Source organism: Marinomonas aquiplantarum, from assembly GCF_003314975.1.
Classification (GTDB): domain Bacteria; phylum Pseudomonadota; class Gammaproteobacteria; order Pseudomonadales; family Marinomonadaceae; genus Marinomonas; species Marinomonas aquiplantarum.
This window is the reverse complement of record NZ_QNRF01000001.1, coordinates 497,080-520,534: the sequence shown is the minus strand read 5'-3', so window position 1 is coordinate 520,534 and position 23,455 is coordinate 497,080. Positions and strand designations below refer to the sequence as shown.

The following is a 23,455-nucleotide window of genomic DNA, read 5'->3' as shown; positions in this document are numbered from 1 at the left end:
GCCCGCCTACCTAAAATAGATAGACAGGCCAAAATAAATAGTCTGGAAGGTCGAAATGAAAGATGCGATAGGCAAGAGTCCATTTCTAAGGTATAACCGAGCAAACACTTTACTTCGCCAGTAATCAGATCATTGAGATCATGAGCGTGTTTGACCTGTATTACCTTAATCAAGCCCTAAGCCTGATGAAAGCAGGATCAATCAATGTAAAGTTAGAGGATCAACGAACTTAGTTGTTAAAATAGCAAAGAATAAGGGATGTCAGTGTCTACCCTGTTAAGGTCAGAAGAAGGATAATTGACTCATAATAATGAATCACGAAGGCGAATGAGGCAGAGATGAGCGCAAAAAACTATTCACTAGGACAAGTTGGTGATTATGAAATCAAACAGCTTAAAGTATTCAAGACGGTAGTGGACTGTGGCGGCTTTTCAGCAGCGGAAACTTCATTAAACATTGGTCGTTCAACCATCAGCTTGCATATTTCGAACCTAGAAGCGCGCTTGAACTTAGTCTTGTGCAAACGTGGCCGAGGGGGATTTTCCCTGACCGAAGAAGGCATCATTATTTATGAGATGACGGAAAAGCTACTGGAGTCTCTGGATGCGTTCCGAACCACAGTGAATAATCTCAATGCCAGTTTGACAGGTCAGCTAAGACTCGCCTTATCAGATAAAGTGAGCTTGGATCCGCGTAGTCACTTCCCGGAGTTAATTCAACGTTTCGTCAGTGATGCCCCAGAGGTATCCATTACCACTAATGTATCATCCATGTCGAATATAGAGAGAATGATACTAAACGATGAAGCTGATATTGGTTTTATTCCTTATCATCGCAAATTAGATGGTCTGGATTACGTACATTTGTACAGCGACGACTGCTATCTGTATTGCGGTAAGCACCATCCGCTAGCGAGTTTGTCTGAAGCTGAACAAGTAGAGCAAGCCGACATTTATCCTGCAACTCATGCTGGTTTAAAACCTCATGAAGCCGTGAGTGAACAAATTTCACACATGAATCTCACCGCCATATCTTACTTTTACGATAGTCGCTTAGCACTCATTTTATCAGGTCAATACATAGGCTTTTTGCCGGAACAATACGCCCAACCTTATGTGGATAGAGGCGATATCCTTGCGGTTGCACCCAACAGTAAGTCCTATACTTTGGGGGTCGCCGTGATTTGTAAGAAAACCACTCAGCCGAATAAACCTCGTGAGTTATTCCTTCGAGTATTACATCAGACGGTAGAAGAACTCATCGTCGCGCCTTATTGAAGCTAAGATAGCGGGAATACTTGTCTTAACAGCCGCATTGGTTGTCTATTGCCAATAGCCAATCAACAAAAGACTGTATTCTTTTTTTCCGTGGTGAGCTTTTGGCGTAGCATAAATAGAATTCAATGGGCGTGTTAAGTGCTTTAGGGTAAGCCTGTAACAAAGAGCCTTCATCTAATTCTTTTTGTACCATAAACCTAGGGCACAAAAATACGCCATGGCCGGCTTTAACCGCACTAATGCCCATATACCAAGAGGTGACTTCTGCCCACAGTAAGTTGTCACTGTTGAGAGCGGAAATCTGTTGTTCATTGAACCAAGTACGCCAACGATACTGAGGTAAGTCCACTTGAATGAGCCAGCAACGCAGTAAATCGGTTGGCTGCTGCACACCGATTCTCTTTGCTAAGGCGGGTGAAAACACAGGGATGACTTCGGAAGATAGGAGTAACGCTTGCTCAGCATTGCTGTCTGTATTCTTATGATTATCGATAATGACATCCACTTTACCTGAGTGGATGTCTTCCCTTTCGTCAGAAGAAAACAGTTTCACATTCACTCCAGGGTACAGATCAGAAAATCGCCATAATTTAGGCATCAAACAAAGCGACACGAAACTTTGTAAACCGGATACCCGCAAGGTACCTTCCAGTGGTTCGAGTTTGACGCTTTCCAAGCCTTTACTTACGTGTTCGAAAGCTTGTGTTAGATGAAGCGCCAACTCTTGGCCATGTACCGTAAGACGCATTTCTCGCCCAACTCGATAAAATAAAGACACGCCCAGATACTCTTCTAATAAGCGAATTTGTTGGCTAACCGCTGCTTGAGAGACATTCAGTTGTTCTGCCGCTTTGGTGTAGCTTAAGGTCTGGCTAGCAACGGAGAAATAATGACTGGCTTTGAGGTGCGTCACTCTGTGGCTCATAGGCTTTTCCATAAGATTTTCTAATCTTTACCGTAAGAATATAACATTCGTTTTTACCCGCTTTTACCACCAGAATAAAGTAATAATTCAACAGGAGGTGAGAGCATGTGGGCATTATTGTTGTGGCTAAACCAGAAAATATTAAACTTAAACAATAAGTTAAAAGCGAAAAAAGAGGAAAGAAAAAGACGCGAAGAATTACGTGAAGTGCATTTAGAGAGCCGTAATTTACCTGAATATTTAAGAAAGGATTTGGGTCTTCCGCCTTATGATTCATACGATAAACGTGATCATTTATAGTCTCCCTGAGACATAAAAAAAGCCACTTACAGAGTAAGTGGCTTAGAGGCTTGTTACCTTAAAAAGGACAAGCTGAACGGAAGACCGTTAAGAAGGTCGTTAAACAAGCTCTTTGAAGCAGCGCTTGAAGATTTCCATACCTTCATCAATGATGTCCATCTCAATGGTTAAGGCTGGTAGGAAACGAATAACGTTACCGCGAATACCACAAGACAGAAGTACTAAACCGTTTTCAGCAGCTTTCGCTGACAATTGTTTCGCTAACTCTGGGTATGGCTTGTTTACATCGCCATCGTGAACGAATTCTACCGCGATCATAGCGCCGGCATTACGCACATCACCAATGATGTTCGGGTAGGCTTGCTGCATTTCAGTTAGGTGTTTGACAAAGTGGTCACCCACTTGCACAGCACGTTCACACAGTTTCTCTTCTTCGATGACATCAAATACCGCAAGGCCTGCTGCACAACCCACTGGAGAACCACCGTACGTACCGCCCAAACCACCGGGAATTGGAGCGTCCATGATGTCGGCTTTACCAACAACAGCAGCAATTGGGAAACCGCCAGCGATGCCTTTCGCCGCTGTCATTAGATCCGCTTCAATGCCTGCTTGTTCGTGGCAGAACATAGTACCAGTACGAGCAAAACCCGCTTGGATTTCATCAAGGATCAACAAAATGCCGTGTTCATCACACAAAGCACGAAGCTTCTGTAGGAAGCTGGCAGACGCCATGTAGAAACCCCCTTCACCTTGCACTGGCTCAATGATAATAGCCGCAACGCGAGAAGGTTCAATGTCACAAGTGAAGCGCATTTGCAGGTCAGCAAGTGCTTGTTCTTCTGTAATGCCTAAGTAGTCATTCGGGAAAGGGACATGGAAAATATCGCTTGGGAATGGACCAAAGCCAATTTTGTAAGGGTTTACTTTACCTGTTAGTCCCATGGTCATATTGGTACGACCGTGGAAACCACCGTTGAACGCGATAATGCCTGGACGGCCAGTATGAGCACGAGCAATCTTCACACAGTTTTCAACTGCTTCTGCACCCGTTGTCACAAAGATGGATTTCTTAGGTGTGTCGCCAGGGGCCGCCGCATTAAGTTTCTCCGCCAGCTCAACCGCTGATTCATAAGGGCTAACCATAACGCAAGTGTGTGTGAAGCGCTCTAGCTGTGCTTGCACAGCGGCTTTCACTTTAGGATGATTGTGACCTGTATTGACCACCGCAATCCCCGCACCAAAATCAATGTGACGCTTACCTTCCACGTCCCAAATTTCCGCATTCACTGCACGGTCAACGTACAGAGGAGCCATGTTGCCTTGACCACGAGCAATGGCCACTTCTTTGCGTTTTTGTAAATCAGCGTTTTTCATTTACGTTACCTTAGCTATGAAAGAGTTATACCAGCCAGCAACTCAGTCTGGCTTTTTTGTCATTAAATCTACTGATTGAGCCTAATGGCTCAGGTACTTATTTAGGCTAAGCCACCCATGCATAAATACTTGGTTTCAACGTATTCATCGATACCGTATTTAGAACCTTCACGGCCACTTCCGGACTCTTTCACACCACCAAATGGCGCAACTTCACTGGAGATCAAGCCTTCGTTGATGCCAACCATGCCGTATTCCAATGCTTCAGAAACACGCCAGATACGACCTAAATTTTGGGAATAGAAATAAGATGCCAAGCCAAATGGGGTATTGTTAGCCATGGCAACGGCTTCTTCTTCGGTTTTGAACTTAAACAACGGCGCAACAGGGCCAAAGATTTCATTGGAGAAAATGTCCATTGCTTCGGTCACGCCAGTAAGTACTGTAGGCTCAAAGAATTGCGCCCCAGCACCTTGCGCGACACCGCCACCAATAAGGGCTTTAGCACCTTTTGAGACAGCGTCCTCAACCAATTGCTCGACTTTGCTGATGGCTGCGCCATTAATAAGAGGACCAATGTTGACGCCTTCTGCGAAGCCATCACCTGTCTTAAAGCCAGAAACACGTTGAGCTAGCTTTTCAGCGAAAGCATCGTATACGCCTTCTTGCACAAGAATGCGGTTTGCACACACACAGGTTTGACCAGCATTGCGATATTTAGAGTTAATCGCCCCTTCCACTGCCGCGTCTAGATCTGCATCATCAAAGACGATGAAAGGTGCGTTTCCGCCTAATTCCATAGAGGTGCGTTTCACGGTTTGCGCACATTGTGACAGTAGCAACTTCCCTACCGGCGTTGAGCCTGTGAAACTTAACTTACGGACAATGGGGTTACCTGTTAGTACACCACCAATGTCTTTGGCATTTTTGCCCACAACAACGTTCAGTACGCCAGCTGGAATACCTGCTTGATGAGCTAACTCTGCTAGAGCAAGGGCGCACAAAGGAGTCTCGTCAGACGGTTTGATGACAATGGTACAACCTGCTGCCAACGCTGGGCCGGCTTTACGGGTAATCATGGCAATTGGGAAGTTCCAAGGGGTAATCGCTGCCACAACGCCGATGCCTTGTTTGATGGTAAGGACACGACGATCGTTCGCGAAAGTAGGAATCACATCACCGTATAGACGACGAGCTTCATCCGCAAACCAATCAATAAAAGACGCACCATAAGCCACTTCCCCTTTGGCTTCGGCAAAAGGTTTACCTTGTTCTAGGGTCATCAACTTGGCGAGATCATCTTGATTGTCCAGAATCAACTGATTCCAACGGCGCAATAACGTAGCGCGTTCTTTGGCCGTCAGTGCTTGCCATGCTTTTTGCGCTTTTTCAGCCGCTTCCACGGCTTGAGTGGTTTCCTCTGCTCCAAGGTCCGCTACATCAATAATGTGCTCGCCATTGGCAGGGTTGGTAATAGCAAAAGTATTTCCAGATTTGGCCGCAATCCATTCACCACCAACGTAAGAGTGGCTTTTCAACAATTCAGGCTGAGAAAGTGTGACATTCATAATAAGCTCCAGACTTGGCTGTGGAGAAAAATTCAGTACCTAACTAACCATAACAAAAACGGTACTGCTAGTTGCAATCGATTACTTGTAGTTCTCGATAGTAGGCAAAGGCAAAGCGTTGAAAAATGAGAAGCTATCAATGCTTTGTTTGATGATATTCAAACATAATACTCATCAGGAGGTATTGCTCTGTACCAGCCATTGGTAAGCTTGGTTAAAATACATTATTAGATTACCGTACTGCCTAAGGGCGAGGTTTGATACAATGTGGCAAGGGTTTGCTTCGTCTGATCCACAAGCTCTTACTCTGCTGCTTGTATTGATATAATGGCTAGAATGAAAAAGATGAGGTAATGAAATTGGCTCAAAAAAGAGCGGTGGTACGTCAAAGTCTACCGGATGTCATAGTGGCAGATTTACGTCAGCGTATTCTCTCGGGTGAATTAGAAGAAGGGGCTTTAATTCGTCAAGAATTATTGGCGGAAGAATATGATGTGTCGCGTATGCCTGTGCGTGAAGCGCTCAAGCGTTTGGATGCTGAGGGCTTATTGGTATTTCAAAATAACCGCGGGGCCACGGTGACGAAACATTCTATTGAAGAAATTGCCGAAATCTTCGATGTGCGAACGTTACTCGAAGTGGACTTGTTTGCTCGAGCCATTCCTAATATGACAGACACCCTGTTTGCCGAATGTGATGACATTCTTGCAGAGATGAAAGCTTCCTATCATGCTGGAAACGTCGCCGAGTGGGGGCCATTAAACGCGAAATACCATGGTTTACTTTATTGTGCCGCTGGCCGTCATATGACCGAAAGTCTGCTCGACCGTGTCACCTTACAGGCCAACCGTTACGTGAGTATGCACATTGATAAGCTGGATAATCGTGACCGCGCCAGCCATGACCACCAAATGTTGCTGGATTATGCCAAAGCGGGCGATATTGAAGGGGCAACAGCCTGCTTGCGAGATCACCTTGTGAATACCAAAGAACAAGTCATCGCCCTTGTTGAGGCCACTCGCGCGGCTCAGTAGCGCACTCTCTCCCTATTCCTAAAAGAGATAAGCCTATCTAGGGCTTATCTTTCTGTTACTTCAATCTTTATTCCGTGATGTCTTCCTATCAGTGCTCTAGCCTTGTTTGACGCCCAAAAATAGTGTTCAATTAAAATTGGATACAAAATACATTATTTATTGGAGTGACCATCTTATGTCTTTCAAGCCTCATGGTAAGCATTTGATTGCGGGTCAGTGGATCGAATCGGAACAGAAATTTACCTCATCGCCTGCTCATGGTGATGCCCACACCTTTTCTAGCGGTTCGGCAGCATTGGTTGACCAAGCTGTGAATGCAGCTGAAGACGCATTCTATGAGTTCAGCGGCAAGACGCGTGAAGAGCGTGCGGCGTTCTTAAATGCTATAGCGGATGAAATCGATGCTCGCGGAGACGCCATTACCGCTATTGGTTCGTCGGAGACTGGCTTGCCAGAAGCTCGACTACAAGGGGAGCGTGGCCGTACTTGCGGCCAGCTACGTCTGTTTGCTCAGCACATTCTGGATGGGGAATATCTAGATCGTCGCCATGACAGCGCCCTACCTGACCGTCAGCCTTTACCCCGTGCGGATCTGCGCCTGATGCAGCGTCCTATTGGTCCTGTGGCTGTGTTTGGAGCGTCTAATTTCCCGTTGGCCTTCTCAACGGCGGGTGGTGATACGGCGTCAGCTTTAGCGGCGGGTTGTCCGGTCATTGTGAAGGGTCACCCTGCTCACCCAGGCACCGCTGAAATCGTAGCGGAAGCTTTGTATGCGGCGGTACAGCGTTGCGCTATGCCGGCGGGTGTGATCAGCGTGATTCAAGACAGTGGCGAAAGTTTTGAAGTCGGTCAAACTCTAGTAGAACATCCCTTGATCAAAGCGGTTGGCTTTACTGGCTCTTTACGGGGGGGGCGAGCTTTATTTGATTTATGTGCCCAGCGCCCTGAGCCTATCCCTTTCTTTGGTGAATTAGGTTCTATTAACCCCATGTTTCTATTTCCTCATGCGGTAGACAGTCGCGGTGATGAGCTGGCGGCGGGTTGGGCTGGCTCGCTTACCATGGGGGCAGGTCAGTTTTGTACTAACCCAGGAGTGGCCGTTATGTTGGCGGGTCCTCAAGCGGATAAATTTGTTGCCAAAGCCGCTGAGGCTTTAGCGTCTGTACCTGCTCAAACCATGCTGACGGATGGTATAGCGAATGCTTACCGTCAAGGTCAACAACGCATTGCTGATCTATCAGAGGTGCGTGAAGTGGTTACTACAGAATGCCGTGATCGCAACGCGACACCCTGTTTGTACAGCACAACAGCTGGTGAATGGCTGAAAAATGGCGATCTAGCTCATGAAGTGTTTGGCCCATTGGGTATTGTGGTATTGGCTTCTAGCATCGGTGAAATGTTGCAAGTAGCGAAAAATTTGGCAGGCCAGCTGACTTGTACCTTACATCTTGATGATGAGGACATAATCCAAGCTCAGCCGTTTATGCCTGTGCTGGAGCGCAAAGCGGGTCGTATTCTTGCTAATGCTTTCCCAACCGGTGTTGAAGTATGTGACAGCATGGTTCACGGTGGGCCATACCCTGCATCCACGAACTTTGGAGCAACGTCGGTAGGTACTATGGCCATCCGCCGCTTCTTACAACCTGTCTGTTACCAAGATATCCCAGATAGACTCTTACCAAAAGACCTCGCTCAATAATGCAGTAGCGCTTTCTTAAGACAAAATAAAAGCGGTGTTGGCTATTAGCGAACACCGCTTTTTTGTTGGGCTTCTAATCTTCTCTTGCCAGCAAAACGCACCTTATTAATACTGATAAGACTATGCTTGTTTCAGCTTAAGTAAATCTTCATAGAGGGCTGTTGATATCTCAACAGAACCTTTGGCTTGATTAGCTGCCTGTGCTGCCTGACGACGCTGGGAAGGTAAGCGGGCACCTTGGTCGAGAACATCAGCAAATAAGCGTTCGGCTCGATCGTGATTTTGAGGGACACGGCCACCACTGAGAAGGTTTGGGTCGAAAGCTAGGATGATCTCCCCATGATAAGGTGCTTCTGGCTTGCCTTCGGCGAATTCCATACTCTCTTTACTGGTTAGGTCGTCGATTAGCGGGCCTGCCATTAATTCAATCATCAGAGATAATGCGGAACCCTTGTGTCCGCCGAAGGTCAACATGGCTCCATCCATGGCCGCTTCGGCGTCCGTGGTAGGTTGGCCATCTTTATCAATAGCGACACCGTTTGGTAGAGGTTTGCCTGCTCGTCGGTACAGTTCTATTTCACCACGAGCGAATTGGCTGGTGGCGAAGTCAAAAGTGAAAGGGGCTTGACCATCTCGCGGCCAACTAAAGGCAAAAGGATTGGTGCCGAGTAACCCTCGCGTTCCTCCAGCAGGTGCGACCCAAGCGTGACTGGGTAGCATGGCCATGCCCGCGAGTCCTTCGGTAGACAACATCTCGACTTCTGGCCACAGGGCGGAAAAATGGAAGCAGCGATTAATCGCGAGAGCCGCCACGCCATTGTTTTTGGCTTTTTTGATCAACAGGGGCATGGCTGCGCGCAACGCTAGCAAGGAGATACCGTCGTTTGCATCTGCGCGCACCACAGATGGGGCGGCATCAATAATGGTCGGCTCTGATGTACCATTAACACGACCGGAACGAATGCTTTCCACACACATAAATAGGCGATACAAACCGTGGGATTGGCAATCCCCTATCTGGTTAGTGTAAATGATGTCAGTGATGGCTTGGGCATGCTGTTCGTTAAAGCCATTGCTGATTAAGGTTGACTCACTTAGCTCACGAACTTGGTTAAGGCTAAGGTTAATCGTGTCGCTCATTGTGGCCTCCATTATAGTTTTATATGCATCAAAAGCGTTGTGCTCGGTAAGGTTGGGTTGGAATATCTGGGTCTCGCCCTTGGATCATATCGGCAATGAGTTCTGCCGTACCGGCTGATTGGGTTAACCCAAGGTGGCCGTGACCAAACGCATAGAGTACCTGCTGACTGTTTTTGGCGAAGCTGATCACAGGTAAGCTGTCTGGCATGGATGGACGGAAGCCCATCCATGGCGTGCCGTTTTCAATGTTTAGCTCTGGTAGGAAGTCTTTGGCCTTTTTTAGCAGTAAATCAGCTCGTTTATAATTAGGGGCAAGGTGTAAGCCGCCAAGTTCGACTGCTCCGCCTATGCGTATGCCTTCCCCCGCTTTAGTGACAACAAAGCCATGATTACTAAAGGTTACATGGGTTTTTAGCTCAAACGCCCCTGCAGGCAAGGTGGTGTTGTACCCACGCTCGGTATCCAGTGGAACACTGTCCCCTAAATCGGCCGATAATGACTTAGACCAAGCTCCGGTGGCGATTACTACATGCTTGCTTCGCAAAACGGTGGTGTCGCTCTCTACGCTGACATGACCTTCTTGGGGAGTGATGGCGGTGACTTTTTGGTTCGCAATGTTGCCTCCAAGGGCTATGAAGGCATTGGCTAGGTGCTCTGTCCAAGTTTTAGGATCAACCACGTTCTTCCACTCAGGGGTGTACCCTGCATGGGTAAAGCGTGGGTCGATCCCTGGCTGAATCTTGGCGATGGCCTCAGGGCTATCTAAGAATTCAAACTGCACGCCATGCGCTTTACGTACTTCCCAGCTGGCCATGGCAGCCTGAAACTCAGCAGCACCTTCATAAAGCTGAAGCTGCCCTTCTCGTCGGATTAAATGCTCGCCATTAACCCCTTCAATCTGACGCTCAAGGGCGGCTTTCGAAAGGGCCATTAGATCTGCTTGGGCTTTAAGTGCCGCAGCATAGCGATCCTTCCAGCTGGCGCGCCAAAAGTGCAGCATCCAAGGGAGAATCTTTAACCCATAGGCTGGGCGAATGGACAGCGGCCCTAAAGGATCCAGTAACCAGGTTGGTGCTTTGCGCATAATACCGGGGGTTGCCAAAGGGATGACATCGGCAAAAGCAAAAGCCCCCGCGTTACCGGCAGAGGTTTCCGCAGCGACTCCTTTGCTGTCGAGCAGTAAGACTTGCTTACCTTCTTGCTGTAATTTCAGTCCAGCACCCACACCTATGATGCCAGCACCTATGACAATGACATCGTAAGACTGCTTCATAGAGGTACACCGTGACGCAGTGGATCCGTTGGATTGATGATCATTTTTGCTTCACGCGTGATAAAAGCTTGTCCTGTAATCGATGGAATGATGCCAACTGGTTTGCTGCCCTGCTGATAGCTTAGGGTATAGCCGCTACCTATGGTGCTTTCTTGGTAGATTTTTTCACCCGGGGCAAGACGCTTGTCCGCCGCTAAACAAGATAGGCGTGCCGAACTGCCTGTGCCACATGGAGAGCGATCGTAGGCATCGTCTGGACAAAGCACGAAGTTGCGTGTGTGTCCTTTGTTGGTTAAAGCTGGGCCATAAAAAACAATGTGGTCAATGATGCCGCCGTTCTCTCCTTCAATACCATTGGCATAGAGGCTTTCTCGAACTTTTATGCCCACTTCGGTTAGAGTGCGGATGTTGTCGGGCAACACTGGAGTAGGACTTTCGTCGACAATGAAGAACCAATTGCCTCCATAGGCGATATCCCCAGTAACCGGACCAACGCCTTCAACATCTAATGTCACGGCTTTTTGAAAACGGTAACTTTCAATATTTTGTACTGTGACCGTATTTTTATCTTGGAGGGTGATTTCAACAATACCGACCGGCGTCTCTATTTTATGGGTGCCGATACCAATACGGCCTAAATGAGCTAAGGTCGCAGCCAAGCCTATGGTGCCGTGGCCGCACATGCCGATCACGGCGGCCGCATCGAAGTAGATGACGCCAGCGACACAGCTTGGGTCCGTGGGTGCCACTAATAATGCACCGACCATGGCTTCTTGTCCGTATGGCTCCACCACGAGTGAGCGGTAAAAATCTGTGTGCTCTGTTGCGAGCCGTTTAGCTCGATCTAACAAAGGCCCTGATCCAAGATCAGGGCCTCCTTCTAGCACGACTCGAGTCGGCTCGCCTTCAGTATGGCTATCAATGACGGTTAGCATTCCGTTACCTGCTTGTCTGTTGCCTGGATAGTAGAAAGCACGCCACCTTGTTTAGACCAATCAGCAAACCATGCTTTGAACAAAGAATATTGTTGTTCACAGTAATGACGCTGCGCATCATTCAGTTCATCTGTTTCATTAAAGTGTAAGCGATACTCTTCTTCACCATTGAGGACAAGCAGATATTTGAAGAATAGAACCAACTCTGGCCCTTCATCAAAACTTGCCAGTACGCTAAACGCTTCTTCCAATTCCTTAGCGCGAATGCGTGCCTCAACATGACCTTGCGCAGCCAAGCGAGAAAGGTTTGTAAGCAGTAACACCTCTTTAGGCAGTGCCGTACCAATCCCCGTGATGGCACCCACAGCGCCACAATTGACGAAACCGTGAAACACCGCCGTATCAACCCCCACCATCAATAAAACATCATCGTCTCGAGAAGTAATGTTCTCTGCAGCGTAACGTAGTTCTGCATCGCCGCCAAATTCTTTGAAGCCGATTAGATTTGGGTGTTCTGAACGTAAACTGAAGAACAGATCTGCACGGGTTGCGAAGCCGTAAACTGGGCTGTTGTAGATGATCGCAGGCACATCTGGCGCTGCTTCAAGAATGGCTTTGAAATGGTGACGCTGCGCAGCAATGACAGAGCCTCTTGATAGAACACGAGGAATCACCATAAGACCTGCTGCACCAACTTTTTGAGCATGGGCCGCATGGGCCACAGCGGATTTAGTGTTGATGGCACCCGTTCCTACCACCACAGGGATTCCTGCTTTTACAAGACGTTCAACACCTTCCATGCGCTCTTCATCCGTCAATAACGGCCAATCCCCCATAGAACCGCAATACACCACTGCAGACATACCGGCAGCGATCATTTCATGGCCTTTCTTTACCAGTGCATCATAATCAGGCGTACGGTCTGCTTTGCATGGCGTCATTAGAGCTGGCATTACGCCGTTGAATACATCTTTATTCATGATTATTTACCTTATGAAAATGTTTCGATGAGCGCAGCGTTCTACACTCAACATATCGTGTTTTTATCGTTAACGCACGTTCGCTAAGAACTTACGTGTATGTTCGGATTGTGGCGCTCCAAAAATCTGTTCTGGTGGGCCGATTTCTTCCATGATGCCTTGATGGAAATGGGCAACACGGTCAGAAACTTCTTTGGCAAATCCCATTTCATGGGTAACACAAATCATGGTCATGCCCTCTTCAGCCAATAGCCGCATGGTGTCGAGAACTTCACCTACTTTTTCTGGGTCCAGAGCAGAAGTTGCTTCGTCAAACAACATGTATTCAGGTTCCATGGCCAGAGCTCGGGCGATGGCGAGGCGCTGCTGCTGCCCCCCAGACAAAGAATTAGGGTAATGCTTGAGCTTGTCGCCTAGCCCCACGTGCTTGAGTTGCTTCTCAGCCATGGCGATGGCTTCACCTTTTGATTTGCCTTTTACAATGCGTGGCGCAAGAGATACGTTCTCCAATACCGTCAGATGTGGAAAGCTATTCCACTGCTGAAATACCATGCCAAGCTTTTGGCGTAGTTTGTTCACATCTGTGCCCTTAGCATGAACGTTAATGCCATCCACATGCACGGAACCTTGTTGGATCTGTTCTAGATTATTGAGGCAGTACAACAAGGTGGACTTACCTGAGCCGGAGGAGCCGATTACCGATAGCACCTCTCCTTTATTAACGTCTAGATTTATGCCTTTGAGGACATGTAAGTCGCCAAAGTGCTTGTGTAGGTCGCGAATTTGAATCATTTTGACCACCTTTGTTCAAACTTGTTTGCGTAGCGCGAAATCGGGTAGGACAGAGCGAAGTAAAAAGCCCCAGCGATTGCGAGAATAAGAAGAGGTTCTTGGGTACGTGTGATCAATACCTGACTGGCTTTAAGTAGTTCGACATAGCCTAATACCGATACCAAGGCGCTGTCTTTCATGACCCCAAGCACCACGCCGATCCATGCGGGAAAAACGGCGCGGCCACCGATAGGTAATACCACATAGAACAAGTCTTGCCAGTAACTTATTCCTAGGGAACGAGATGCCCGACGCATAGACGCTGGAACCGCCTCGATACCGCCACGAGCCACGCTCGCCACCAAAGCTGCAGTATAAAAAGTAAGGATCACTACGCCGGAAGCGAATGGGTCAAAGTTCAACCCTATAATTGGTGCGAAGTTATAAAACAGCACCAATTGGATGATCAGCGGAACAGAGCGAAACACATCTAAGATCGGTGCAATAGTGAAGCTCGCTACGAGTTTCCCTTCATGTAGCAACCAGCCAAAGAAGGTGCCTAATAAAGTACCGATGGCAATAGAAAGTGCTGAAATCCATAGGGTTTTTAATGCTGCCTCACCTAGAAACAATAGGTCGTTGATGCCAAAGCCTGTGAAGAAACTGATGGAATCTTGCATAGTATTCTCCTAGTAACGAAACAGACGCATGGCCAACAAACGACTGACGGCCAAGATGAGTTTGACGATTACGTAATACAGCACAGCTGTTACGGCGAAGTATTCGAAAATACGGAAGGTTCGGCTGGCAAAGAATTGTGTTTCGCCGCTGAGTTCACGGAAACCAATTAACATTCCTAAGGATGACATTAACACCGCCCAGACCATTTGATTGGTAATCGGGTGATATACCACTCTAAATACCTGTGGGATGACAATGCGGGTATAGGCTTGCCAAGCATTCATACCTAGACAACGTGCCGCTTTGAGTTGAGTGTCGGGTACCGCCTGAAAACCACCACGAAAGTTCTCCGCCAAATAGCCAGCACAGTTAAAACTCAACCCTGCCAATATGATGGTATAAGGGGTTAAGTTGATACCAATGGCACCCAGACCAAAGCCAAAGAAAAACAGCTGGAATAAGGCTGGAGTATTACGTGCCAGTTCAATCCAAGTCACCGCTAACCACTTCAAGGGGCCGGTCATATTCATTCGGGCCAGTGCTAAACAGAGCCCCAACAGAATACCTATGACCATAGATAAGGTTGCTACTTCTAGCGTGGTCAGACCTGCTTGAATCAAGTCAGGCAAAGTTCTTAGCACGGGGCGCCAATGGAAGTTGTAATCAAACATAGATTTACCTCGTAAAGCGCCCTACACAGGGGTAAGGCGCATTTCCATTGATTGCTTAGTAAAGAACGCCAGGGATACGTAATTCGGGGGCTTGATCTGCACCAACGAACTTACTCCAGAGCTCGTTGTAACGACCAGAACGCACTTGGTGTGTTACAAACAAATTGAGGTAATTAAGCCAAGTGATGTCTTGACGTTTGCCGACAATCGACGTGTAGTCTGGTGTCCAAGGCATGCGAGGACCAGGGTCTAGGCTGTCGTATTGCTGAGTAATGGCCTTTACCGCCGTGTTAGTGGTTAAACCGATATCCGCTTTGCCCTGCGCAACCGCTAGGAACACTTCGTTTTCAGACTGATAACTTTGGTACAGATTGGTTTCGCCCCATTGCTCGGCGATTTTTAGCCATTCTTGTTCTGGCATGGTGCCCAATGCAGCGGCAACGCGTTTGCCCTGAATGTCTTCAAAGGTGCTAATGCCACTCTTTGCGTTCACAACACCTTGAGAAAAGTAAATGGCGTAAGGGATGCTGAAGCCGACAGTACGAGCTCGGGCAAGTGTGTCGGACGTCGCGCCAAAGACCACATCGGCGCGACCTGTTGCGATGACAGGTAAACGCTCAGACCAAGTAACCGGCATGATTTCGGCCTCAACTTCCAAGGATTTCGCCAAATCCTGACAGTATTCGACATCGAACCCTGCTGGCTGATTGTTCGCATCTCGGTAGCCAATTGGTGGGAAATCGAGCACAACGCCACATCGTAATGTTCCGCGATCTACCACATTGTCTAGTGTGTCCGCGTATGTTTGTGCCGACATCATAATGCCTGCTGCTGCCAATAAAGCGCTTAATTGAAATTTCATTGTGCTTGTTCCCCTGTTGGTTTTTTATTAAAAGTGTATTTTGTATCCAAAATACACTTGGCTTTATTAGGCGTCAACAGAGTTGTTCAAAAAATTTTCAATGAAGGGGGATTTGGTTCGTTTGGCTAGACAAAAAATATCAGGAAGAACGACGAGTTAACCCTGCTTATAAGACAAGTTAATAATGGAATATGTTTGCAGAGTGTTTGCTTGTGATGTTCTAGAGAAATGGGAGGTTCTGCCATCTTAATTAGCATTAAGAGATACTATAGGCATAACGAGAGAATTTGCTTGGGGGCACGGATTGAGCTATTTCCATCAATTTTTAAAGCAGTGGCAGACACAATTAAAGCGTGAAATGGCCGTATTCGGACTGGATTATCGAGTTGTCGATGAAAATGAATACAGCGAAGTACAAACAAATACATTGCACTACTTGCAATATCGTAGGAGTGTTTTACCACACTTTATTGCGGTTAAAGAGGAACGGGATAATGTGGCTTGGTTAATGCTGGAAAAGCAATTGCACGCTTTTGCAGACAAGGCAGACAGAGGTGTGCCTAGGCTCACCTCTAAACTGCATATGAATGAAGAGCAAATTATCATTCGTTTAAATTTTTGTTATGACCCCGACCAGCACATTATTTATGTCAGCTGATCTCAGCGTTATTAAATATCACGTTTCATCATAAGAAAATATTTAGTTCATTTGCTCCGCACGAAACTTAATAGTTGTTGTTGGCACTGGCGGCTCAATCATGTGGCGTTTTTCTTCAGAGACGTTAGCAAAATCCGCTTTCCCCTTGTTCGAATGTCTGAAACAAGAGTTTAACGTTTCCTGTTCGGCAAATCGGTAATGGTGCCAGCCCCGAGTTCGGCGGCCAAACCAACGGATTCATGCAAGCTTGGGTGAGCATGAATGGTCAGCGCTATGTCTTCTAAGGTGGCACCAAATTCGATGGCAAGAGTCAGTTCACCGAGCAATTCCCCAGCATGCGCGCCGACGATGCCAGCGCCCAATACACGCTCTGTTGCTTCATCGTAGATGAGTTTGGTTTTGCCCTGAGTGATGCCCGAAGCGATGGCTCGACCACTGGCACTCCATGGGAAAACCGCACTTTTCACCGCGATATTTTGTGTTTTCGCAGCGGTTTCGGTTAACCCCACCCAAGCTACCTCTGGAAAGGTATAGGCAATGGATGGAATCGCCAAGGGTTGGAAATCCACTTTGTGTCCGGCAATGACTTCTGCTGCGATATGACCTTGGTGAGAGGCTTTATGGGCCAGCATAGGACCATGAGTGACATCGCCAATGGCGAAGATATTAGGTACAGATGTTCTGCATTGATTATCTGTAATAACAAATCCTCTATCGTCGATATCCACGCCTATGTCAGCAATACCAGCGTTTTTGCCATTAGGAGAACGACCTACTGCGACTAATACTGCATCCACTGCTAGCTGTCGTTCACCCGTTTGATCTTTCAGCTGCACCAGTAAAGACTCAGGTGTCGCTTGTATATCCGTTACCTGGGTGTTCGTTAGGAAGGTCATGCGGTCTTTGTTGGTTTGTTCGAAGACTCGAACCAGATCTTTATCTGCTCCTGTCATGATCTGATCACCCAGCTCTGCAACGGTAATGTTGGCCCCCAAAGCTTGATAAACCGTGGCCATCTCTAAGCCAATAATGCCGCCGCCTAATACCAACATGTGCTCGGGAATGCGCTCAAGTTGTAAGGCACTGGTGGCATCCCAAATACGTGGGTCGTCATAAGGAACAAAAGGCAAACGAATCGCTCTTGAGCCTACCGCAATGATGGCGTGTTTAAAGTTCAAAACCTCTGTGGAATCACTTTGTGTTTCATCTTGTTTTGTTATTTGGATTTGATTGGCGGATAAAAATCGTCCTTCGCCGTGGAAAATCTCAACCTTACGACCTTTTGCCATCAAAGCGAGATTGCCCGTGAGGGTATCCACGGTAGATTGTCTATGGTGTCGAATGGCGTCTAAGTCGATTTGAGGTTTGCCATAAGTCACACCGTGAGCCTCTTCATCGGCCATACGAATTTTACCGGCCACATGCAGCAAGGCTTTGGAAGGAATACAGCCAACGTTTAAGCACACACCACCAAGGGCCGCGTGACGTTCTATCATGGCAACCTTTAAACCCAAATCGGCAGCACGAAAGGCAGCCGCATAACCACCAGGGCCACTGCCAAGTACGATCAAATCAAATGTTTTCATAGGAAAGCACCTCTTTACCTATCAGTAGATAGATACAATATAACTTGAGGATTTACGCTAGGTCAATAAAATACCTATCAGTTGATAGATGAGTTTGAGAGAGTGGAATGACAGCAAAAAAAGTCGATACCAAAAGCAAAATCATGGATTTGGCGGAGCAGTACATCATTGCTGGTGGTTATGGCGCCTTTAGTTTTCGTGATATCGCTGAGCAAATCGGCATTAAGAGTGCAAGTGTTCACTATCACTTTCGCACCAAGGGAGACTTAGTAAGTGCAGTGATGGAACGTTACACCCATGCGTTTGCTTCACAATTGCCCGATCCAATGACGATTGAGTTTGAGCCACAAGCTATGTTGAATGGTTTTATTGATGGTTTTAAAGCCAAAGTGATTGATCAAAAGCACATGAGTTTATGTACTATGCTGACGGCAGACAAACATGTGCTGCCTGACGAAGTCAGTGATAGTTTGGCGGCCTTTTATGAGGTGAAATTACAGTGGCTGCAGCAAGTCTTAACGCGTTTACCTGCTTTATCAGGTGATAACGCGGAATCAGCTGCTGTGCGTTTATTGGCATGCTTACACGGTGCTTCGGTTTTGGTTCAGGCAACTGGTAAGGAAGACTGCTTCGAACAAGTGGTGTCTGCGTGGCGTTGAGTGCGCCACTTCATGTATCATACGGGCATTCAATGAGAAGCGAAGAATTTAATGAAATCACCCGAAAAAGCTGACAACAAGCTCTATAACCCGACCTTTCAGTGGCGCTTCCTTCTCCCCCGTTTTTGGTTGACTTGGCTTGGTGTGGCTTTCACCTTTTTACTGGCGTTTGTGCCTGTGGTTTGGCGAGATGCGCTGGCCAGTTGGATTGCAGGACGCTTGCTGAATACCAAAAGCGGTGCGTTAAAACGTGCTCGAATTAACTTAGCGGAATGCTTTCCTGACAAGTCGTTAGCTGAGCGAGAAGCTTTGCTGAAACACAGCTTTCAAGTGGCTGCGCAATTCTTTCTGGCCTACGGTGAACTCTTAATCCGTAGCAAGCGTCATAATCAACAGCGTTGTGTGATTCATGGGGAAGAACATCTGTTTCCTCGCTTACAAGCGCAACAAAATGTCATTGCTTTGGTGCCGCACTGTTGGGCAATTGATTATGCTGGCGTGATGTTAACCGCCCATGGTTTTAACACGGTCGCTATGATTCGAGATCAGAAAAACCCCATTACTGATTGGTTGATTCACTTGCAGCGTATTCAATATGGGGCGCGGGTTTATCATCGTGATTCGGGTATCAAACCTTATTTAAAATCCATCAAACAAGGTTATTTAGGCTACTACCTACCGGATGAAGATTTAGGCCCACAAAATTCGGTATTTGCGCCTTTTTTCGCCACAGAAAAAGCCACCATGAAAGGCTTAGGAAAGTTGGCAAAGTTGTCTAATGCCGTGGTGGTGCCTATGTTGCCTGCTTATGATGCGCAAAGTAAACAATATCATCTGCACATATTACCGGCGTTAGAAAACTTCCCTACGGGTGACGAAAAAGCCGACGCAGAGCGTATGAATCAAACCTTAGAACAACTTATTTCAGCGCATCCAGAGCAATACATGTGGGTGTTGAATTTATTGCGCACGCGTCCTGATGGGTCGCGTTTGTATTAGATATGAAGTCTTATTTTCATAGCGATATCATCAACCGGTTTTTGGGAAAAATGATTTTGGGGAGTAATTATGTCTGACCACCAAACGGCAACCGTGACTGAGCAAGATATTGCAGCGGTGAAAGACTATCTTATGTCATTACAAGATAGGATTTGTGCTGAGCTGGAAGGTTTGGAACCTAACACTCGCTTTCACCAAGACGCTTGGGACAGACCCAATGGCGGTGGTGGCCGTACTCGAGTGATCGCCAACGGCGATGTGATTGAGAAAGGTGGCGTGAATTTCTCCCATGTGATGGGCGATAAGCTGCCGCCTTCCGCGACGGCTGAGCGTCCTGAGTTAGCGGGTGGTCGATTTGAAGCCATGGGCGTGTCTTTGGTGATTCACCCGAAGAACCCAATGGCACCCACCTCTCACGCCAATGTGCGTTTATTTGTGGTCTACAAAGAAGGTATGGCGCCAGTTTGGTGGTTTGGTGGCGGATTTGATCTGACACCCTATTATGGCTTTGACGAAGACTGTATCCAATGGCATCAAATGGCCCAGCAAGCGGTAGAGCCTTTTGGTGAAGGCTATTATCAGCGATTTAAAAGCTGGTGCGATGAGTATTTTTACCTGAAACACCGCGGCGAACCCCGTGGTATTGGCGGTTTGTTTTACGATGATTTTAATGAAGGTAGCTTTGCCGATTGTTTTGCCATGATGCGTTCTGTCGGAGACGCATTTAGCCAAGCGTATTTGCCTATTTTGTCTCGTCGTAAAGACTTACCTTATACCGAGCAACAGCGCGATTTCCAACTGCATCGTCGTGGACGCTATGTGGAATTCAATCTGGTATTTGACCGCGGTACGCATTTTGGTCTGCAAAGTGGTTTGGGCCGTACCGAATCCATATTGATGTCTTTGCCACCAGAAGTGCGTTGGACCTATGAGTATCAAGTACAGCCAAATAGTCCTGAAGCCAAATTGACGGAATATTATTTGACCTCAAGAAACTGGCTGGAAAATCTATAGAAGAACTGGCCAGCTCAGTTAAAACATTCATTGATAAGAGGAAGTGTTGTGGATCAATACGCCGTGGTAGGCAACCCCATCGCCCACAGTAAATCACCTGCGATTCATGCTGAATTTGCCCTGCAAACAAAACAAAGCATGCAATACACCACTCTGCTTGGTGAAGACGAGGGGTTCGAGCAACAAGTACGCGAGTTTTTCCAACAAGGCGGAAAAGGTTTAAACGTCACCGTTCCTTTTAAAGAGCGCGCTTATGCTATGTGTGATGTGCTGAGCCAAAGAGCCAAACAAGCTGGTGCGGTGAATACCTTGCTAATGGCGAAAAATGGCGACCTGTTCGGCGACAATACCGACGGAATCGGCATGGTTCGTGACATTACAATCAATCACCAGCAGAGTTTAAAAGATAAGCGTATCTTGATTTTGGGTGCCGGTGGTGCCGTTCGTGGTGTATTGGAACCTGTGTTGGATGAACAGCCAGCGTCAGTGACCATTGCCAATAGAACACTCGCCAAAGCGCAGCAATTGGCAGATCATTTTGATTGCTTAGCGTCTTCTTTTGAAGCGTTAGAAGGTCCGTTCGATATCATCATCAATGGCACGTCTGCGAGTTTGTCTGGGCAATTACCGCCATTGAAAGACGAGCTGGTGGGCGAACAAACTTGGTGTTATGACATGATGTATGGCAAACAACGCACTGTGTTTTTGCAATGGGCTCATGAACTGGGTGCAGCAGGCGCTGACGGTTTGGGTATGTTGGTTGGGCAAGCGGCGGAAGCCTTTTATCTGTGGCGACAAACACGCCCCGATACCGCTTCTTTGGTGGCGCGTCTACGAGAACAAATGGCGGGTTAATTGATGAAAGCGCAGTGGTTTACTTCCGTTGAGGACATTGGGCAAGACCTTTGGAATAAAGCCATTGGGGAAACAAAGTCCCCTTTTGCGCAGTTTGCTTTTCATCACGCCTTGGAAAAAAGCCAGAGTATTGGTGATGGCACAGGTTGGTATCCAGAATATTTGTTGGTTATGGATGAGGATGACAGCCCCCTCGCTATTGCTCCCACCTATTTGAAAACCCATTCCCAAGGGGAGTTTGTATTTGATTGGGCCTGGGCGGATGCGTTTCAGCGTTATGGTTTTCGATATTACCCAAAACGAGTTTGGGCGGTGCCTTTCTCGCCTGTTACCGGAATTCGGCTCTTTTCTCATCTGGACCCAAAAGGTGATGACGCTACGTTTATGCATCTCTATCGAACGGTTGCAGATGTCTTAACCCAAGCGAACCAACAAAGAGAGTTTTCCAGCTGGCATTTGCTCTTTACCAAACCTGAGCACGCCACTGTATTGAAACAGGATGAGGAATACTTAGAACGAATTTCCTGCCAGTTTCATTGGTTTAACCGAAATTACCGTGACATGACGGATTATTTCGCTCATTTTTCCAGTCGCAAGCGGAAGGCTGTGCGCAAAGAAAGGGACAAAGTCGCAGCACAAGGAGTGACCCTTAAGCGCAAGTTAGGCTCTGAGTTAAGCCCTGCCGACATTGATTTCTTTTACCTGTGTTATCAATCCACTTACGCGAAACGTGGTCAACAAGGGTATTTAACTCGAGACTTCTTTGCGCAATTGGCTGAAAGCATGGGTGAACAAATTCTCTTAGTTCAGGCTTACCGTAAAGAAGAAACGGGAGAAAACGCCATAGCGGCGTCTTGGTGTTTCTTTGACGATCACTCTTTGTATGGCCGTTATTGGGGTTGTATGGAAGAAGTCGATTGCCTGCATTTTGAGGCTTGTTACTACCAAGGCATCGAGTTTTGTCTGGAAAAAGGGTTACAGCATTTTGATCCTGGTACACAAGGGGAACACAAAATTGCCCGTGGTTTTGAGCCTGTTTTTAGCCACAGTATCCACTACATAGCCCATGAAGGATTTCGTGACGCCATCGCTCGCTTTTGTGAAGAAGAAGCGCAAGCCGTGCAGGAATATCATCAAGAAACTCATGGGCTGTTGCCTTTTAAAGAGAGTTAAAGTTCGACGGTTTATCAGCTTCGCCAAGTTCTTTTCAAATGCTTTGTATTTATTCGCTTTTTTCCGCTCTGCTGAGCGGGTAACTTTTGCCAAACGATGCAAAAGTAACCAAAAAATCTTTTGTCGGACTTTCAGCCCCAAACGTCTCATTGGCTTTGCTTGAGTAAGCTTTAGCACAACGGTGTATTACGTAAGGTATTGATTTGATTAACCTATTAAGGGAAGTCGGTTGTTATTGAGGCTCGGAAAATACTATAAGGTCGCGCAATCAGGATTGCGTCGAACGTCGTTTTTCTGGGTAGAGAGTTTATTCCCTTATATCTTTTGCTTCTGCGTGAGGTAGCAGTCCACTACTTACATAGAGGTTTTATAGTAAAGAGAGACATAAACTTCTGAAAATAAGTAAAACAACTTCATCGCTGAATGCGCAAAAAATATTTGAGGGTAGATATGAGTACTGAAATCCTGACATTGCCTGTGTATCGTTTGAGTAGAGAAAAATATTATATTCAACGGTCTAGTTATATTGAAAAAACTATGTATGGAGGATCCAAGGAACATGTTGATTTTCAGAAAGAATTTCATAGAAGAAATCCTGAGCGTAAGTTTCAGTATGAAACACACTTGATTAACAAGTATGGTGGGTGTTGGGAATTTAACGAGATTGTCGGTTTCATCAGGCTTCACTTTTTAGGTTCGCAAATACGAGGTGAATACTTTTCTGTAAAGGCTAAACGAATAACTCGCACTCGTAAAAAAATATTTGAATATAGCACTCATAAATTAGCTCCTGAATTAAACATTGGGCGAGATGCAAGTAACCAAGAAATTTTTAAAGTGGTTAGTAAATATGTAGCAGATTGTTACAAAGAGCTTCCAAAAGGAAGATTTATTGATGATGGGCAGCTTAAATCGCTAGGATCATTTTTAGATTGGCGTGCCCTTCTTAAATCTTCGACGGACTTTGGTGGCAATTATGAATAGTTGGGAATACAAAGCGTTTTAATGGAAAGCAGAT

The 23,455-nt window shown here is 46.8% G+C and carries 23 protein-coding genes; 11 read left to right on the top strand and 12 right to left on the bottom strand.

What is annotated here, in order from left to right:
• Positions 1-338: 338 nt before the first annotated feature.
• Positions 339-1,277, top strand: coding sequence for a LysR family transcriptional regulator (locus DFP76_RS02490; protein ID WP_113873092.1), 939 nt, complete (start codon positions 339-341; stop codon positions 1,275-1,277).
• 25 nt (positions 1,278-1,302) lie between these two features.
• Here DFP76_RS02490 and DFP76_RS02485 read toward each other — a convergent pair whose 3' ends face one another.
• Entirely contained in the window at positions 1,303-2,202 is a 900-nt protein-coding gene (locus DFP76_RS02485; RefSeq protein ID WP_113873091.1) for a LysR substrate-binding domain-containing protein, read from the bottom strand.
• A gap of 105 nt (positions 2,203-2,307) precedes the next feature.
• Here DFP76_RS02485 and DFP76_RS02480 point away from each other — a divergent pair, with 105 nt between their 5' ends.
• Entirely contained in the window at positions 2,308-2,502 is a 195-nt protein-coding gene (locus DFP76_RS02480; RefSeq protein ID WP_113873090.1) for a hypothetical protein, read from the top strand.
• A 99-nt stretch (positions 2,503-2,601) separates the two neighbouring features.
• Here DFP76_RS02480 and gabT read toward each other — a convergent pair whose 3' ends face one another.
• Both gabT and DFP76_RS02470 read right to left on the bottom strand, forming a co-directional pair.
• Positions 2,602-3,879: a 4-aminobutyrate--2-oxoglutarate transaminase gene (gene gabT / locus DFP76_RS02475; RefSeq protein ID WP_113873089.1), complete on the bottom strand. Its 1,278-nt coding sequence runs from the start codon at positions 3,877-3,879 to the stop codon at positions 2,602-2,604.
• A gap of 101 nt (positions 3,880-3,980) precedes the next feature.
• Positions 3,981-5,447, bottom strand: a complete 1,467-nt coding sequence (locus DFP76_RS02470) for an NAD-dependent succinate-semialdehyde dehydrogenase (protein ID WP_113873088.1) — start codon at positions 5,445-5,447, stop codon at positions 3,981-3,983.
• 353 nt (positions 5,448-5,800) lie between these two features.
• On the opposite strand from DFP76_RS02470, the gene DFP76_RS02465 reads away from it, so the two are divergent.
• Entirely contained in the window at positions 5,801-6,481 is a 681-nt protein-coding gene (locus DFP76_RS02465) for a GntR family transcriptional regulator (protein WP_245931850.1), read from the top strand.
• A 175-nt stretch (positions 6,482-6,656) separates the two neighbouring features.
• Positions 6,657-8,180: an aldehyde dehydrogenase (NADP(+)) gene (locus tag DFP76_RS02460; RefSeq protein ID WP_113873087.1), complete on the top strand. Its 1,524-nt coding sequence runs from the start codon at positions 6,657-6,659 to the stop codon at positions 8,178-8,180.
• A 120-nt stretch (positions 8,181-8,300) separates the two neighbouring features.
• On the opposite strand, the gene DFP76_RS02455 is transcribed toward DFP76_RS02460, so the two are convergent.
• From DFP76_RS02455 to DFP76_RS02420, 8 genes are all read right to left on the bottom strand, one after another.
• Entirely contained in the window at positions 8,301-9,320 is a 1,020-nt protein-coding gene (locus DFP76_RS02455; RefSeq protein WP_113873086.1) for an Ldh family oxidoreductase, read from the bottom strand.
• Between the two features lie 28 nt (positions 9,321-9,348).
• On the bottom strand, positions 9,349-10,593 hold the full coding sequence (locus tag DFP76_RS02450; protein WP_113873085.1) for an NAD(P)/FAD-dependent oxidoreductase: 1,245 nt from the start codon (positions 10,591-10,593) through the stop codon (positions 9,349-9,351).
• Complete coding sequence (locus DFP76_RS02445; RefSeq protein WP_113873084.1) at positions 10,590-11,528, bottom strand: 4-hydroxyproline epimerase; 939 nt, start codon at positions 11,526-11,528, stop codon at positions 10,590-10,592. Before DFP76_RS02445 ends, DFP76_RS02450 begins: the two co-directional genes overlap by 4 nt.
• Positions 11,522-12,508 carry a dihydrodipicolinate synthase family protein gene (locus DFP76_RS02440; protein WP_113873083.1) on the bottom strand — a complete coding sequence of 329 codons (987 nt, stop codon included), beginning with the start codon at positions 12,506-12,508 and terminating at the stop codon, positions 11,522-11,524. Before DFP76_RS02440 ends, DFP76_RS02445 begins: the two co-directional genes overlap by 7 nt.
• A 69-nt stretch (positions 12,509-12,577) precedes the next feature.
• Entirely contained in the window at positions 12,578-13,300 is a 723-nt protein-coding gene (locus tag DFP76_RS02435; protein WP_113873082.1) for an amino acid ABC transporter ATP-binding protein, read from the bottom strand.
• Positions 13,297-13,959, bottom strand: coding sequence for an amino acid ABC transporter permease (locus DFP76_RS02430; RefSeq protein WP_113873081.1), 663 nt, complete (start codon positions 13,957-13,959; stop codon positions 13,297-13,299). Before DFP76_RS02430 ends, DFP76_RS02435 begins: the two co-directional genes overlap by 4 nt.
• A 9-nt stretch (positions 13,960-13,968) precedes the next feature.
• On the bottom strand, positions 13,969-14,631 hold the full coding sequence (locus tag DFP76_RS02425; RefSeq protein ID WP_113873080.1) for an amino acid ABC transporter permease: 663 nt from the start codon (positions 14,629-14,631) through the stop codon (positions 13,969-13,971).
• A 55-nt stretch (positions 14,632-14,686) separates the two neighbouring features.
• Positions 14,687-15,493, bottom strand: coding sequence for a transporter substrate-binding domain-containing protein (locus DFP76_RS02420; RefSeq protein ID WP_113873079.1), 807 nt, complete (start codon positions 15,491-15,493; stop codon positions 14,687-14,689).
• Between the two features lie 304 nt (positions 15,494-15,797).
• Here DFP76_RS02420 and DFP76_RS02415 point away from each other — a divergent pair, with 304 nt between their 5' ends.
• Entirely contained in the window at positions 15,798-16,151 is a 354-nt protein-coding gene (locus DFP76_RS02415) for a hypothetical protein (RefSeq protein ID WP_113873078.1), read from the top strand.
• 170 nt (positions 16,152-16,321) lie between these two features.
• Here DFP76_RS02415 and lpdA read toward each other — a convergent pair whose 3' ends face one another.
• Positions 16,322-17,737 carry a dihydrolipoyl dehydrogenase gene (gene lpdA, locus DFP76_RS02410; RefSeq protein WP_113873077.1) on the bottom strand — a complete coding sequence of 472 codons (1,416 nt, stop codon included), beginning with the start codon at positions 17,735-17,737 and terminating at the stop codon, positions 16,322-16,324.
• 107 nt (positions 17,738-17,844) lie between these two features.
• Between lpdA and DFP76_RS02405 the strand changes: the two genes are divergently transcribed.
• From DFP76_RS02405 to DFP76_RS02380, 6 genes are all read left to right on the top strand, one after another.
• Complete coding sequence (locus tag DFP76_RS02405; RefSeq protein ID WP_113873076.1) at positions 17,845-18,396, top strand: TetR/AcrR family transcriptional regulator; 552 nt, start codon at positions 17,845-17,847, stop codon at positions 18,394-18,396.
• 51 nt (positions 18,397-18,447) lie between these two features.
• A complete protein-coding gene (gene lpxM, locus DFP76_RS02400; protein WP_113873075.1) occupies positions 18,448-19,395 on the top strand; it encodes a lauroyl-Kdo(2)-lipid IV(A) myristoyltransferase in 948 nt (315 codons plus the stop codon).
• A 69-nt stretch (positions 19,396-19,464) separates the two neighbouring features.
• Entirely contained in the window at positions 19,465-20,409 is a 945-nt protein-coding gene (gene hemF / locus DFP76_RS02395; RefSeq protein ID WP_113873074.1) for an oxygen-dependent coproporphyrinogen oxidase, read from the top strand.
• Between the two features lie 48 nt (positions 20,410-20,457).
• Positions 20,458-21,264 carry a shikimate dehydrogenase gene (gene aroE, locus DFP76_RS02390; protein ID WP_113873073.1) on the top strand — a complete coding sequence of 269 codons (807 nt, stop codon included), beginning with the start codon at positions 20,458-20,460 and terminating at the stop codon, positions 21,262-21,264.
• Positions 21,265-21,267: 3 nt separating this feature from the next.
• A complete protein-coding gene (locus DFP76_RS02385) occupies positions 21,268-22,437 on the top strand; it encodes a GNAT family N-acetyltransferase (protein ID WP_113873072.1) in 1,170 nt (389 codons plus the stop codon).
• Between the two features lie 450 nt (positions 22,438-22,887).
• Positions 22,888-23,421, top strand: coding sequence for a hypothetical protein (locus DFP76_RS02380; protein ID WP_113873071.1), 534 nt, complete (start codon positions 22,888-22,890; stop codon positions 23,419-23,421).
• Positions 23,422-23,455 lie beyond the last annotated feature (34 nt).

Excerpts from the sequence above, each read along its gene's own strand:
- DFP76_RS02490 (WP_113873092.1), top strand. The coding sequence starts at position 339 with ATGAGCGCAAAAAACTATTCACTAGGACAAGTTGGTGATTATGAAATC.
- DFP76_RS02485 (WP_113873091.1), bottom strand. The coding sequence starts at position 2,202 with ATGAGCCACAGAGTGACGCACCTCAAAGCCAGTCATTATTTCTCCGTT.
- DFP76_RS02480 (WP_113873090.1), top strand. The coding sequence starts at position 2,308 with ATGTGGGCATTATTGTTGTGGCTAAACCAGAAAATATTAAACTTAAAC.
- gabT (WP_113873089.1), bottom strand. The coding sequence starts at position 3,879 with ATGAAAAACGCTGATTTACAAAAACGCAAAGAAGTGGCCATTGCTCGT.
- DFP76_RS02470 (WP_113873088.1), bottom strand. The coding sequence starts at position 5,447 with ATGAATGTCACACTTTCTCAGCCTGAATTGTTGAAAAGCCACTCTTAC.
- DFP76_RS02465 (WP_245931850.1), top strand. The coding sequence starts at position 5,801 with ATGAAATTGGCTCAAAAAAGAGCGGTGGTACGTCAAAGTCTACCGGAT.
- DFP76_RS02460 (WP_113873087.1), top strand. The coding sequence starts at position 6,657 with ATGTCTTTCAAGCCTCATGGTAAGCATTTGATTGCGGGTCAGTGGATC.
- DFP76_RS02455 (WP_113873086.1), bottom strand. The coding sequence starts at position 9,320 with ATGAGCGACACGATTAACCTTAGCCTTAACCAAGTTCGTGAGCTAAGT.
- DFP76_RS02450 (WP_113873085.1), bottom strand. The coding sequence starts at position 10,593 with ATGAAGCAGTCTTACGATGTCATTGTCATAGGTGCTGGCATCATAGGT.
- DFP76_RS02445 (WP_113873084.1), bottom strand. The coding sequence starts at position 11,528 with ATGCTAACCGTCATTGATAGCCATACTGAAGGCGAGCCGACTCGAGTC.
- DFP76_RS02440 (WP_113873083.1), bottom strand. The coding sequence starts at position 12,508 with ATGAATAAAGATGTATTCAACGGCGTAATGCCAGCTCTAATGACGCCA.
- DFP76_RS02435 (WP_113873082.1), bottom strand. The coding sequence starts at position 13,300 with ATGATTCAAATTCGCGACCTACACAAGCACTTTGGCGACTTACATGTC.
- DFP76_RS02430 (WP_113873081.1), bottom strand. The coding sequence starts at position 13,959 with ATGCAAGATTCCATCAGTTTCTTCACAGGCTTTGGCATCAACGACCTA.
- DFP76_RS02425 (WP_113873080.1), bottom strand. The coding sequence starts at position 14,631 with ATGTTTGATTACAACTTCCATTGGCGCCCCGTGCTAAGAACTTTGCCT.
- DFP76_RS02420 (WP_113873079.1), bottom strand. The coding sequence starts at position 15,493 with ATGAAATTTCAATTAAGCGCTTTATTGGCAGCAGCAGGCATTATGATG.
- lpdA (WP_113873077.1), bottom strand. The coding sequence starts at position 17,737 with ATGAAAACATTTGATTTGATCGTACTTGGCAGTGGCCCTGGTGGTTAT.
- DFP76_RS02405 (WP_113873076.1), top strand. The coding sequence starts at position 17,845 with ATGACAGCAAAAAAAGTCGATACCAAAAGCAAAATCATGGATTTGGCG.
- lpxM (WP_113873075.1), top strand. The coding sequence starts at position 18,448 with ATGAAATCACCCGAAAAAGCTGACAACAAGCTCTATAACCCGACCTTT.
- hemF (WP_113873074.1), top strand. The coding sequence starts at position 19,465 with ATGTCTGACCACCAAACGGCAACCGTGACTGAGCAAGATATTGCAGCG.
- DFP76_RS02385 (WP_113873072.1), top strand. The coding sequence starts at position 21,268 with ATGAAAGCGCAGTGGTTTACTTCCGTTGAGGACATTGGGCAAGACCTT.
- DFP76_RS02380 (WP_113873071.1), top strand. The coding sequence starts at position 22,888 with ATGAGTACTGAAATCCTGACATTGCCTGTGTATCGTTTGAGTAGAGAA.